We start from the raw sequence: 13,535 nt of genomic DNA, 5'->3' as shown, positions 1-13,535 counted from the left end.
CTACCAACAGAAAATACCACACTCACCCTGAGTGACGATCAGCTCGCTAAGCTTGCGGAAACTCATTCGCTTGGCGAAGTTTCAGTGCAAGCAGAGAAGTTAAGCGGCTCCGTCAACCCAATTGCACTGGTCATTATTGAAGAAGACGGTACAGCATCTAGCACTCCTGAAGTGTACCTAAAACTTCATCTAATCTCGCATCGTTTAGTAAAACCTCATGGCATCAATCTGGACGGAATCTTCGGCTTGCTTCCGAACGTTGCTTGGACAAACAAAGGTGCCATCGATCTGGCCGAGTTACCACAACGTCAGCTAGCGGCGCGTATGCAGGGCGAATTGCTCGAAGTAAAATCGGTGGACAAGTTCCCTCAGATGACGGATTACGTCGTGCCGAGCGGCGTGCGAATCGCTGACACGTCACGCGTTCGTCTTGGCGCTTATATTGGCGAGGGCACGACGATCATGCACGAAGGCTTTGTGAACTTTAATGCAGGGACGGAGGGCACATCGATGGTCGAAGGCCGTATTTCAGCAGGTGTTATGGTTGGCAAAGGTTCGGATCTTGGTGGCGGCTGCTCTACCATGGGCACGCTCTCTGGCGGTGGAAACATTATTATTTCTGTCGGCGAAAGCAGCCTAATTGGCGCCAATGCTGGCATTGGTATTCCGCTTGGCGACCGCTGCACAGTAGAATCAGGCCTATATATAACAGCTGGCACGAAAGTTATTATGCTAGACGCAGAAGGAAACGATGTTGATGCAGTGAAGGCGCGGGACCTTGCAGGAAAACCTGACCTGCTATTCCGACGCAACTCGGTGAATGGTCGCGTTGAATGCCTAACCAACAAAACGGCAATCGAGCTCAACGAAGCGCTACACGCTAACAATTAAACCTGCACCGCAAAAAAAGGGAGGCACTCGCCTCCCTCAATACAAACGAATAGGCCATTTTAATGCCGGATACCACGACTCCAACCATCCAACTGACTCAGGAACTCATTCAGCAACCCTCCGTAACACCGGATGACAAAGGCTGCCAAGCGCTGTTAAAAGACCGATTAAAACCATTGGGTTTCCATTGCGAGACCATGCAGTTTGAAGAAGTGACCAACCTTTGGGCGCGCAAGGGCCGAAAATCGCCCGTTCTTTGTTTTGCTGGTCATACCGATGTCGTTCCAACAGGGCCAGAGTATCAGTGGCAGTATCCGCCGTTTGAAGCGCGTATTGAAGAAGGCCATATACATGGCCGTGGCACGGCTGACATGAAAGGTAGTCTCGCTGCCTTTATGGTGGCAACAGAGCGTTTTATCGAAAAGTACCCCGACCATGTCGGCTCCATCGCATATCTAATCACCAGTGACGAAGAAGGACCCGCAAAAAACGGTACCGTGAAGGTGATCGAAACTCTTGAGTCGCGCAAAGAAAAGATTGATTGGTGTTTAGTCGGCGAACCCTCAAGCACTAAACGCTTGGGTGATGTAATAAAAAATGGGCGCCGGGGCTCTTTGAATGCAAAGCTTAAGATAATCGGTAAGCAAGGCCATGTCGCCTACCCCCACTTAGCAGATAATCCGATTCACCGCGCGTCGAAGGCACTAGCAGAACTAAGCGAAATTGAGTGGGATCAGGGCAACGATTACTTTCCTGCAACAACGTTTCAGATCACAAACTTCCAATGCGGTACCGGAGCAACCAATGTAATACCGGGCGTTGGCGAGGTACTCTTTAACTTCCGCTATTGCACTGAAGTGACCGCCGAACAGCTAACCGAACGCACAGAGGCCATATTTGAGAAGCACGGTCTACAGTACGAAATCGAATGGAACCTAAGCGGTCGTCCCTTCCTCACGGAGGCCGGCCCGCTCGTCAATGCCGCGGTTGCATCCATTAAAGAGGTTTGCGATGTTGACGCGGAGCTTTCTACGAGCGGCGGAACCTCTGACGGTCGATTCATTGCGCCCACCGGAGCACAAGTACTCGAACTCGGCCCATTAAACGCAACAATTCATCAGGTAAACGAACACGTTAGCGTGCAAGATCTTAATGACTTAACAGAAGTATACGAGCGTATTTTGATCAAGCTATTGGCGCCTTAGGCCCACTTGAAATGAGTATGGCTCGCACTTCGGTTTTGCGTTGTCCGGTTTGTTCTGAAAACCTTGTTTCTGAGCAAAGGCAATTGCGCTGCGTCAACAATCATTGTTTTGATCAGGCGAAACAAGGTTATTTCAACCTCCTTCTTAATCAGGACAAAAATAGCAGTAAGCCGGGCGATACGGTTGAGATGGTGCAGGCGCGCAAGCGTTTCTTAGAGCTCGGGCATTATCAATCAATCACTCAGCGCTGTATTGAGCTGATCTTTGCCCACTGCAACGTCGTGCGCCGTTCAAAGACCAGCGTATCCGACAGTAGTTTAGAAAGCTCATTAGAGCGTTCAGCTGGCGCATCACTCGGGCAAAAACCGATCTTTCGATATTGTGATATTGCGTGTGGCGAAGGCTATTATACTCAGCATATTTACGCATCGTTGGCAGATTCGCTTGCGTCCACAACGCTCACCGCACTGGACATCTCAACACCAGCAATACGCTCTGGCGCCAAACGGGTAAAAGACGCCTTTTGGCTTGTTGGAAATGCATTTCGATTACCACTCCAAGATACAAGCCAAGACCTTATTACCCACTTGTTTTCTCGGCCATGCCCGGCAGAGGCCGCGCGAGTACTTAAACCAGATGGTGTTTTGATTGATGTTTCAGCTGGCACCAATCATCTTATAGAACTGAGAGAAAGCCTCTATCCTGACATAAAACAGAAAGCGGTAAGTACGGACAACCCATACGAGGAATTGTACTTTGAGGCAGCGAGGGAGGACCTTCACTTTTCTTTCACGTTGGACAAGAAGAGCGAGATTGAAGACTTGATAGGCATGACACCTCATACTTGGCGAGCGTCTCAGGAAAACATTAAGCAAACCGCAGCGAGAGGTTCCTTAGCGCTAACGGCAGACGTGACAATAAAAGCCTACAAACTAAAATGAACACCCATCACCCTTCGCAGAAATCAAAGATGAATGACAAAACTAGCAGCGCCATCACAAAAAAGCCTGTAGAACTTCGCTTCAAATTATTCTTTGTATCGAGCGCCTTACTGATGCTCGCCTTGTGCGGTCTTACCTACGTCGAATTTTATATGGATCCGTCCGTCAAACAGGAAATGCTTGGTCTTATCTCTCTTTGCCTTGGCGCAATAGCGGGCGTCGGTGTCATCATCGCTTATATTACGATTCTCTGGAGCCGGCTCAAACGATTTTTCAACCATGAAGGACGACAATGACAACGCATAATAATACGCAACCCGACGTCGAGATCTACATCAAGAGTCTTGAAAACGATCAACTGTTAGCCTGGCTAAGCGACGCATTTGTCATTGAGGATGAGTCTGCTTTAAGTTACATCGATATGAGTAAAGCGCGCTCATATACAATCAAGCTTACGTACAGAGGAGCGCCACTAGAGGTTTCGATCACACCATGTGCAGCAGGAAAAGCATATACAAGCATTTGGTTTAAAAGCCAACATACGCCATGGGAAAGCGATCTAGCATGTGCAGAATCGGCACTTTCGCACATTGATACAGAAGTACGTTGCTCAGCAGAGAGCTGGGCTGAAGAAGAGCCAGAATTCAGTGAAAAATGGTGGCGGATAACCCGAAGTGAACGTGAGCTGGTCGTCTGGGGCTAGATGCTGTCACCGAGCCGAGTCAGACAGCTAAGGCAGCTAAGGCGAGTGTGTATAAAAAAGAATAAAAGCGCGGCTAATCGAACCACAACCACAACCACAAATAGAAAAGTTGAACAAAAGCCATCTTGCTTAGCCAGTGTTCAACTTTATATTGCGACAAGCACTTATTTTACGACAGACACGTTATCGGCTTGTTTTCCTTTTTCACCCATTGAGGTATCGAAACGCACGCTTTGGCCTTGACGGAGGCTTCGGCGACCGTGCCCTTGAATCGAGCGGAAGTGTACAAAAATGTCGTCCCCGTCTTCGGTTGTAATAAAGCCAAAACCCTTATTAACGTTAAACCATTTGACCGTACCAAACGTCTGGCCTTCATCGCCTGTTGCAACAGCTTGAGATTGTTTTCTGGCACCAGCCTTTGGACGGCTGCTCGTAGCGCCGCGACGCTCGCTATCGAAGAATAGGCTAGCGATAACCGATGACACAACGAACATTAAAAATGCAGCGAAATAAAACGCCACGCCGTTGTCAGTTTTCAAAAATTCGATCGCTGATTTTTCAGAAGTAAATACGTCTAGACGTGACCCAGCGAGAAAAATTAAGAAAGGAAACGGAAGTGCAACAATGGCACTAATCGTTATCTTTTTGAACATGATATTGTCTCTTTAAGAATTGTTAGTATTGTAAGTGTTGAGCTACGGATGGATGGTAGCAAGTTTACTGCTTGTCAAAGCCGCTACATTGAAGCATAAACGCACCGCATATAAAACACTGTCGTGCTTCTTTTGATCATCTTGCCGTATCAGGAATCTCAACACTAATTCACGTACCCAACGCTGACATTTGTTATAACATTTTTCGCAGTCGAATTTGCTCCAATTAGGGAATGAGAAAATAAGCTATGCCTCTATATCGCCTTCTTTATGCCGTCTTGGTTTCAACGCTTTCGCTCTTTTGGAGTGCCGCACATGCAATCGAGCACTTTGACGCCTTTGAAGATTGGCATACCAAAAAGTCCGAATACGCGAGCGTGACCTACCCTGAAGGATACGAGGTACTTGCGAACCGCTCGCTCGAGATTGTTGATGCTGTTATCCCTCAGCTCAGTCAATTTCTTGATTGGAAACCGGAGTCGACAGTGCAGATCGTCCTCTCAAATGAGACTGATCGGGCAAATGGATATGCAACACCCGCACCGTACAACAGAAGCGTACTCTACGCGACGTTACCCAGCGGAGTGTCAGAGCTTCAAGATTACGGAGAGTGGTTTGATTTCCTCATTCTTCATGAAATGACACACATTGTTCATTTAGATAAAGCGCGCGATTGGTCTTACGCGCCACGCTACGTGTTTGGTCGCAACGTGTTTACCTTTTCGAACCTGTTTCAGCCGAACTTCTTTAAAGAGGGGCTCGCTACGTATGTCGAGACTTCTTGGGATCACCACACTGGGAGAGGGCAAAGTGCATTTTTCAACATGATGTTGCGTAGCGAGGTCGCTTCAGGGCTATTACCTTTAGGGAAGGTGCAGCAAACTACGCGCCATTGGCCACTCAACAAAGCGTATACCTACGGCTTTCCTTTCTACCAGTTTTTAGATGAGCGATATGGCATTGATGCGTTAACCGGTTATATCGATACCACAAGCGGACAACTCGTGCCTTTCGTTGTCGACCGTCCTGCAAGACATAATACCGACGCAACCGGGCTTGAAGATCTGTGGTTGGAATATATGCAGTGGGTTGAAGAGCGGTATCAAGGTCAACTTGCTGCGCTTGAAGGAACGACAACGCCCTTCAGCAAAATTAGCGAGAACGGTTATTTTAACATTAGCCCCAAGGTGGATGCAGCGGGCAATATTTACTACGCCGCTTTCGACCCTTATGGGCCCAGCTATATAACGCAAGTCGATGGTGCGGGAACGAAGCGTCCGCTCGTTCGGGTGAAATCAAATGCAAACATCATTGCGGTCGATGAAGAGCATCTATGGTACATCCAACAGTCGCCTTGCACACACGTCACTTACAGCTCAGACCTCTACCGCTATAACTTAAAAACAGGACAGAGCGAGAAAGTGACCAAGTGCGGACATTACACCGATGGCGTAATACTGAATGATCGTTTCCTTGGCGTTAAAGTGCTGCATGCTCAACGCTCTATCGTCGAGGTCGATTTGAACGCAAAAGTCGAAACTACCATTTTTGAGGCCGCGAACTTCGACAACATCGGATCTCTGATCGCGATCAACGACGATACCCTCGCCTTTACATACAAGGCGGGCGCTTCGAAATGGTCTGTTCGCAGCTTGGATCTGAACACCGGAAAGAGCGATACGATCCTCGAAAGCCCAATAGATAACTACTTTGCCATTGAGTCAGGCAGGCCATCCGACAACTCGACTGAACACTTCATCGTGACGAGTGATAAAGACGGATTAATCGAACTTTGGGAACTGGATCTAACGTCGAAGCAACTTCAGCCGCTCACTCGAAGCATCGGCGGTGCAAGTGACGGTCAATACGACGTAGCAAACGACCGATTAGTTTTTCGTAGCTACTCCGAGAATGGCTGGGATATCGCCGAGGCGCCATATAAGGTTCAGCGCTACAACAGCGAGAGCAAAGAGACCTCCTTAAGGCTAGCAAAACCTGGAAAAGGATTTGAGCTAGAGGCCAGCCCAGTACCAAAGGAAGCAGCAAACGCTCAACCAGTGACACAGACCTACTCCGCGCTCGAAACGGTCGCGCCAACAAGCTGGTTTTTTGGCTACCAAAACGACAATGCGCAAAACACGCTCTCTCTTGTTTTGTCTGGCCGCGATGCTTTGAATTTTCATAACTGGGGATTGGTGGTCGGTCGCGACTTTGAGAACGATGTGAACAAACTTCAAGCGTCATACACGCTCTATAACCACTTCACCGCACTCTACTCGAAAGACTATGACTACGCGCTTGGAGGCGCATCAGCACCACCCGAGTTTGTAGATAAAACCACTCTCCTGGAGGAGAACGAAAATATCGCGCTGCTCGCTCATACAGATATTCCTTTTGACTTTTCCAACCTCCGCATTATTGGAGGCGGTAATCAAGAACAACGGGCAGCCGATTATCTTCTCAACCCTGCACTCAATAACACTCTAACCGTAAATACAGTCGGACTTGCCGTGCAATACACCGACGCGAGTTATGCTCTCTATGGCATTAGCCCCTCGCACGGCAGAATACTGTCTATGAATTTGGAGCGAGATAAGCTAGAACGGGATTTTCAAGCTGCTAACACCGATAGTTCTGATGGCAATGTTTGGACGGTTGAATGGAACGAATATTTATCGTTATACAATGCCCACACGTTAGCACTTAGGGTGATGCAAGGCTATGCGGAGCAAGGCGCGGATGTATTCGACCTCGGCGACAGTCCGAGCAGTAGCCCCTTTGAGCAGGCGATCATTCATGGTCGAGATTACCCGTTGCGCGGCTACCCCGATAGGACTAGCGAGCTAGTGGGATACAAACCAGAAATATATTCGGCAGAATATCGATTTCCTATTGCTTACGTAGATCAGGGCCTAAGCAGCTGGCCAATTGGCTTGAATACAGTTTCGGGAGCCGTGTTTTACGAAGCGGGTAGCCCCAACCGCGGCAGTCGCATGTTCGATGCAGCCGGGTTTGAGCTCAATATTGGGGTCGACTTGGGTTATAGCACGCTCCCAGTCGCCACACGCTTCGGGGTTGCGGTGCCTTTTGACCGGACTAACGCTGCGCCGGATAAAGATACGAACATCTACTTCGGTTTTGGGTATCGTTTGTAAACCATTCCTTCAGCGAACACAGCCACTTTGTTTTAGCGCTTCAACTTGGCTTTCAGAGAGGCCGATTGAAGCCAAAACCTCATCGGTATTGGCACCCAGCCTCGCACCTGCTTTAGCCGCTCTTTTCCCGAAAGGAAGCGCTGAAGCGATTTGCTTAACACGCTGGCCATCGTCGAGTGTTGCATCGATAAACATATTTCGCGCTTGGTACTGAGGATGCTGTGCAGCTTCGTTTACACTGATAACAGGCTCTACACAGGCGTCTAACTTACCAAACACATTAATCCAATGTGCCTGATCATGCTCTAAGATTTTTTGGGCAATAGCCGAGCGGAGTTGCTCCTGCGTTTCAGGGCGCTGATCTGCGATTTTACTAAGCCAATCAGGCATACCCAGTGCTTGAAGCAAAGCCATCGCGAAATTTGGTTCAAGACTGCCAACAGACAAGTACTTGTGATCAGCCGTCTTGTAATAGTCATAAAAGAGTCCGCCATTCAGCATTTCAGAACCAAGATCCGGATCCTTGCCACTAACCAACGCACCTGCACCAAACATTGTGTTTAAGCTTAATGCGGCGTCCGCCATACTGATATCCAGATAAGCGCCTTTGCCCGTAGTCTGCCTCGCAAAAAGTGCCGCCAAAATAGACATCACAGCATGATGAGAGCCCCCAGCAATGTCTGCGATCTGGGTCGCGGAAAGAACCGGGCCGGTCTCTTTACGACCTGAATAACTCGCCAACCCAGATAGCGCAAGATAGTTGATGTCATGACCTGCCCTGGCTTTGTATGGACCGTTCTGACCATATCCCGTCACAGAGCAATAAACGACTTTTGGGTTTACGCTAGACAAGGCCTCGTAATCGAGGCCAAGTCGCGCCATAACACCTGGACGGAACTGCTCAACAACGATGTCGTAGCTCGGCACCAACTGCTCAATGATCTCCTTGGCTTGCGGGTTCTTGAGATCGATCGCAATCGACTTTTTATTTCGATTAATGGTCGCATGTGCGGCCGAGACCTTACTCTTGCCTTCGCCAACCATTGGCGGCATCAACTTTAGCAAGTCGGGGCGATTAGGCGCTTCTACACGTAGCACCTCTGCCCCCATATCGGCAAGAAGCTGCGTGGCATACGGGCCTGGAAGAAGTGTAGAAAAATCGAGAACACGAACGCCCTCTAACGGTAACGACATAAAGCACCCTTTTAGATTGAGAAAAAGAAAACAGGGTAAGAGGCGTGCTCTTACCCTGTTGACGATCGCTCTATTCTTATCGCTTTTTTAGACCATGCTACGCGCAATGATCAACTTCATGATTTCATTGGTACCCGCATAGATCTTTTGTACCCGAGCATCGGCATAAGCACGTGCTACCGGGTACTCCCACATATAACCATAACCACCATGCAACTGAAGACATTCGTCGATCACATCACACTGAATCTCAGTAGTCAGATATTTGATCTTCGCTGCCGTCACAACATCGAGTTTGCCTTCGATATGCAGCTCTAAACACTTATCAACAAACACGCGCGCCATAGTGAGCGTCGAAGACATTTCCGCCAGTTTGAACTGCGTGTTTTGAAACGCAGAAATCGGTTTACCAAACGCTTTGCGCTCTTTCACATAAGCCACTGTCTGATCAAAAATTGACTCGGCACTCGCGATCGCATTCAGTCCAACAGACAAACGCTCCTGCGGAAGCTCTTGCATTAAGTAGATGAAGCCCATGCCTTCTGCGCCCAACAGGTTTTCCTTAGGGACTTTGACATCCTGAAAGAATAACTCAGAGGTATCTTGCGCCTTCATTCCGATTTTTTCGAGGTTTGACCCTTTTTCAAAACCAGGCGAGTTTGCTTCAACAAGCAACAAGCTTGTACCTTTCGCACCGCCCTCGGGGTCAGTCTTCGCGACCACAATATACAGGTCGGCCAACTGTCCATTGGTGATGAAGGTTTTTGACCCATTCAGTACATAGTGATCGCCGTTAAGCACAGCATTGGTCTTAACGCCCTGTAAGTCAGAACCAGTCCCCGGTTCTGTCATTGCGATGGCCGTCACGATATCACCGTTGACACACCCTGGGAGGTACTTCTGCTTTTGTTCTTCAGAACCATATCGTTCGATGTAAGGCACAGCGATGTCAGAGTGGAGACCGAAGCCAACACCACTCAATCCAAGTTCAGCAACCACTTCATCCACAACCGCGTTATAACGGAAATCCGCACCTACACCGCCGTACTCTTCCGCAACCGTTGGTGATAAATAGCCCTGTCGCCCGGCTTTAGTCCATAGCTCTCGTGCAACGTGGCCATCTTTTTCCCATTGCGCGTGATACGGAACGGCCTCGTCTTCAAGAAACTTTTTCAGACTATCGCGAAACATTTCATGTTCAGATTCATAAACTGTACGTTTTATCATTGTTCTACCCCTTGATTAGTTTTAATCCGCGTCTTTGAATTCGTTACCTGAGGCCGCCATCTCTTTAAGTAATGCCGGTACCGCAAATCGTTCTCCATACGTTTCGTGCAACGCTTCCGCCCGCGCAACAAACTCGGTAATACCTGTTTGATTGATGAACTGTAAAATACCCCCGGTCCACACTGGGTAACCAATGCCCATAATCGAGCCAATATTGGCATCACGGACACTCGTCAAGACCTTCTCTTCCAGGCAGCGAACAGTCTCAATGGCTTGAATGTAGAGCAGCCGGTCTTGTAAATCTTTCAGTTCGAAGTCTGCTTGGCCACCAAATAGCTCAGGCAGCCCGTTCCATAAATGCTTTTTGCCATTTTTGGGATATTCGTAGAAGCCGCCGCCCGCCAGTTTTCCTGGACGACTTGCCTCAAGCATCTTATCGACAACCGCATCGGCGGGATGAGCGCGGTATGGCTTGCCCTCAGCTTCTAAGTCTTTGATCGTTTGATTACGGATCTTCTCCATTAACGTCATGCTTACTTCATCGGTCACAGCAAGTGGACTTACCGGGAAGCCTGAGAGAAATGCTGCGTTTTCGACCGCCGAAGGAGAGACACCCTCCCCTAACATCGCGATGCCCTCGTTCGCATACGTACCAAAGACGCGCGACGTATAAAATCCACGGCTATCGTTAACGACAATAGGCACCTTTGAAATCTGTTGAACGAAATCATATGCACGCGCGAGCGTCTCATCAGAGGTTTGCGCACCACAAATGATTTCGACCAATGGCATTTTGTCTACTGGCGAAAAGAAATGGAGGCCTATGAACTGTTCTGGACGAGCAGAGGCTTCTGCCAATCCGGTGATTGGTAAAGTGGATGTATTTGACGCGAAGACCCCACTCGCTTGCATTTGTGCCTCTGCTTCTTGAGTCACTTTTGCCTTTAATCCACGATCTTCAAAAACGGCTTCGATAATCATATCGCAACCGGCTAAATCTTCCGCGTTCTCGGTTGGATGGATAAGCGCGAGCGTTTCATTGCGCTTAGACGCACTCAATCGGCCACGTTTCACCTTCTTATCAAGAAGGTTCTCGCTGTACGCCTTACCCTTCTCGGCAGACTCAAGAGAGACATCTTTCAAAACGACTTCAATGCCACGCGTAGCAGCGGAATAGGCAATTCCCGCTCCCATCATGCCGGCACCCAAAACACCGAGTTTCGTGAACTTGGCCTTTTCGATACCTGCAGGACGAGCTGCCCCCGCATTGATTTCGTTTAGTTGATACCAGAAAGTGTTGATCATGTTCTTTGAAACCTGACCGCACACCAATTCAACGAAATATCGTGTTTCGATTCGCATCGCTGAATCGATATCAACTTGCAGACTTTCTACCATCACCGACAAGATTGCCTCAGGCGCAGGGAGCACACCTTTGGTTTTGTCTCGCATCATTGCAGGCGCAATCGGCAGCATTTTGGCTAGCGCTGGTGTACTCGGCTTCCCGCCAGGCACTTTATAGCCTTTGACATCATATGGTTGTTGCGCCTTGAGATTTGCCTTGATAAAAGAAGTCGCAGCATCGAGTAATTGGTCCTCGGTATCGACAATGTCGTGAATCAAGCCAAGCTCTTTGCCTTTCTCAGGTTTGAACTGCTTACCCTCGGTTAGGTAGGGCAACGCTGCTTGCAGACCGAGCAAGCGAGACATGCGAACGACACCGCCGCCTCCAGGCAATAAGCCCAGCGTCACTTCAGGTAGACCGAGCTTTACGCCTTCGCTTAAAGCGATGCGGTGGTGGCATGCAAGCGCCAATTCCCAACCACCGCCAAGAGCCGCACCATTGATACATGCAACAACCGGTTTGCCGCATGTCTCAAGGTAGCGCATAGCCACCTTGATGCTTTGAACCATGTCGTATAATTCTTTGGCATTTTCCCTTGTCGTAGCATACAAGTCGTCAAGATTTCCGCCCGCAAAAAACGTGGACTTATTTGAACGGAAAATAACACCTGCAAACTCGTCGGCCTTTAGCTTTTCTACGGCCGCGCACAAGGACTCAGTAAACTCTTGGTCCATTAAATTCGCACTAGAATTAGGCTTGTCCAAAATAAGATGGACGATATTGTCCTGATCTTTTTCGTAAATTACTGAACTCATTGTCTTCTCCTAATTCTTAAACGCGCTCGATGATCGTTGCGATACCCATACCACCACCAACACATAATGTTGCCAATCCAGTTTTCAAATCACGGGCCTCAAGCTCATCAAGCAAAGTCCCCAGAATCATTGCGCCCGTTGCACCAAGCGGGTGCCCCATGGCAATGGAGCCGCCATTCACGTTGACCTTTGCCTTATCGACACCCATCTCATCGATAAAGCGCATCACGACAGACGCAAACGCCTCGTTAACTTCGAACAAATCGATGTCATCAACACTCATGCCTGCAACTTTCAGCGCCTTGCGTGCTGAAGGCGCAGGACCTGTCAGCATAATTGTTGGATCAGTCCCTACCACAGCAGTTGCAACAACGCGGGCTCTAGGCTTCATCCCAAACTGCTCTCCCGCGGCCTTGCTTCCAATCAATACCGCGGCAGCGCCATCGACAATACCTGACGAATTGCCCGGAGAATGCACGTGATTAATTTGCTCAACCTGCGGATAACGCTTACGTGCAACACCATCAAAACCCATCTCACCCATCATCTGGAACGAGGCTTTTAGGGCGCCCAGTGTTTCTTTGGTGCTATCAGGGCGAATTAGCTCATCGTGGTCCAAAATGGTGATACCATTTCGGTCTACCACAGGCACCACAGATTTGTCGAAAGAGCCGCGTTCCCATGCTGCGGCCGCTTTTTTGTGCGACTCTGCGGCAAATGCATCAACATCCTCTCGCGTGTAACCACCCAAGGTTGCAATCAAATCTGCACCAATCCCTTGTGGCATAAAACCCGTATCAAAATTTGTTTCAGGATCCATCGCCCATGCGCCACCGTCACTCCCCATCGGGATACGAGACATAGACTCGACGCCACCGGCGACGACGAGGTTCTCCCAGCCAGAACGTACTTTCATGGCCGCGGTGTTTACGGCTTCAAGGCCTGATGCACAAAAACGATTCAACACCACTCCCGCTACATCTTCGTCCCAGCCAGCGGCGAGCGCAGCCGTTTTGGCGATATCTGCGCCTTGGTCTCCAACGGCTGTTACGCAGCCCATGACGATGTCATCTACCGCCGAGGTGTCAAAACCATTACGCGCTTGAAGCGTATTCAACAAATCAGACAGCAGGGTTACGGGTTTTACTTCGTGAAGGGCGCCGGTGGCTTTACCTTTGCCTCGAGGTGTGCGAATCGCATCAAAAATATAGGCTTCGTTTGTCATTATTGATCATCCTGTGTGTTCGGAAGCTAAGCGACAACGAATATATAGGAGTGAGATTTCCGCTCCATGATATTTGCTAACAATAGTGTTGATAATTTCTTGCACAACATGAAGGTGCGCACTGTGGAAGGTAAGTTATTGTTATTTGGATTAATTCTTTGTTAAGTGGCTACATAACGAG

Annotated in this window: 11 protein-coding genes; 6 read left to right on the top strand and 5 right to left on the bottom strand. The window is 48.9% G+C overall.

Translation table 11 applies throughout. The features are described from left to right. From dapD to A3750_RS08215, 5 genes are all read left to right on the top strand, one after another. The coding region (gene dapD, locus A3750_RS08235) for a 2,3,4,5-tetrahydropyridine-2,6-dicarboxylate N-succinyltransferase (protein WP_068548161.1) at positions 1-891 on the top strand (891 nt) is incomplete at its 5' end. Between the two features lie 62 nt (positions 892-953). Beyond that, positions 954-2,096 (top strand): succinyl-diaminopimelate desuccinylase, encoded by a 1,143-nt coding sequence (gene dapE / locus A3750_RS08230; RefSeq protein ID WP_068454608.1) that lies wholly within the window; start codon positions 954-956, stop codon positions 2,094-2,096. A gap of 11 nt (positions 2,097-2,107) precedes the next feature. Continuing rightward, entirely contained in the window at positions 2,108-3,037 is a 930-nt protein-coding gene (locus tag A3750_RS08225) for a putative RNA methyltransferase (RefSeq protein WP_082863135.1), read from the top strand. A 29-nt stretch (positions 3,038-3,066) separates the two neighbouring features. Then, positions 3,067-3,333, top strand: a complete 267-nt coding sequence (locus A3750_RS08220) for a hypothetical protein (RefSeq protein WP_156492345.1) — start codon at positions 3,067-3,069, stop codon at positions 3,331-3,333. Beyond that, entirely contained in the window at positions 3,330-3,740 is a 411-nt protein-coding gene (locus A3750_RS08215; RefSeq protein ID WP_068454599.1) for a hypothetical protein, read from the top strand. Before A3750_RS08220 ends, A3750_RS08215 begins: the two co-directional genes overlap by 4 nt. 164 nt (positions 3,741-3,904) lie before the next feature. On the opposite strand, the gene A3750_RS27185 is transcribed toward A3750_RS08215, so the two are convergent. Continuing rightward, positions 3,905-4,393, bottom strand: coding sequence for a cold-shock protein (locus A3750_RS27185; RefSeq protein ID WP_068454596.1), 489 nt, complete (start codon positions 4,391-4,393; stop codon positions 3,905-3,907). A gap of 248 nt (positions 4,394-4,641) precedes the next feature. Here A3750_RS27185 and A3750_RS08205 point away from each other — a divergent pair, with 248 nt between their 5' ends. Then, a complete protein-coding gene (locus A3750_RS08205) occupies positions 4,642-7,548 on the top strand; it encodes a hypothetical protein (protein WP_068454593.1) in 2,907 nt (968 codons plus the stop codon). A 9-nt stretch (positions 7,549-7,557) separates the two neighbouring features. Here A3750_RS08205 and A3750_RS08200 read toward each other — a convergent pair whose 3' ends face one another. From A3750_RS08200 to A3750_RS08185, 4 genes are all read right to left on the bottom strand, one after another. Next, the gene (locus A3750_RS08200) at positions 7,558-8,742 is read right to left on the bottom strand and encodes a CaiB/BaiF CoA-transferase family protein (RefSeq protein ID WP_068454589.1); all 1,185 of its coding nucleotides are present in this window, start codon (positions 8,740-8,742) and stop codon (positions 7,558-7,560) included. A gap of 87 nt (positions 8,743-8,829) precedes the next feature. Next, the gene (locus A3750_RS08195; protein ID WP_068454586.1) at positions 8,830-9,969 is read right to left on the bottom strand and encodes an acyl-CoA dehydrogenase family protein; all 1,140 of its coding nucleotides are present in this window, start codon (positions 9,967-9,969) and stop codon (positions 8,830-8,832) included. A 21-nt stretch (positions 9,970-9,990) separates the two neighbouring features. Then, positions 9,991-12,129, bottom strand: coding sequence for a 3-hydroxyacyl-CoA dehydrogenase NAD-binding domain-containing protein (locus A3750_RS08190; RefSeq protein WP_068454584.1), 2,139 nt, complete (start codon positions 12,127-12,129; stop codon positions 9,991-9,993). Between the two features lie 16 nt (positions 12,130-12,145). Next, positions 12,146-13,354, bottom strand: coding sequence for an acetyl-CoA C-acetyltransferase (locus tag A3750_RS08185; RefSeq protein ID WP_068454580.1), 1,209 nt, complete (start codon positions 13,352-13,354; stop codon positions 12,146-12,148). Between the last annotated feature and the right edge of the window lie 181 nt (positions 13,355-13,535).

The organism is Oleiphilus sp. HI0079, assembly GCF_001635105.1.
The sequence above is the reverse complement of the archived record's forward strand: the minus strand, read 5'-3'. Positions and strand labels throughout refer to the sequence as shown.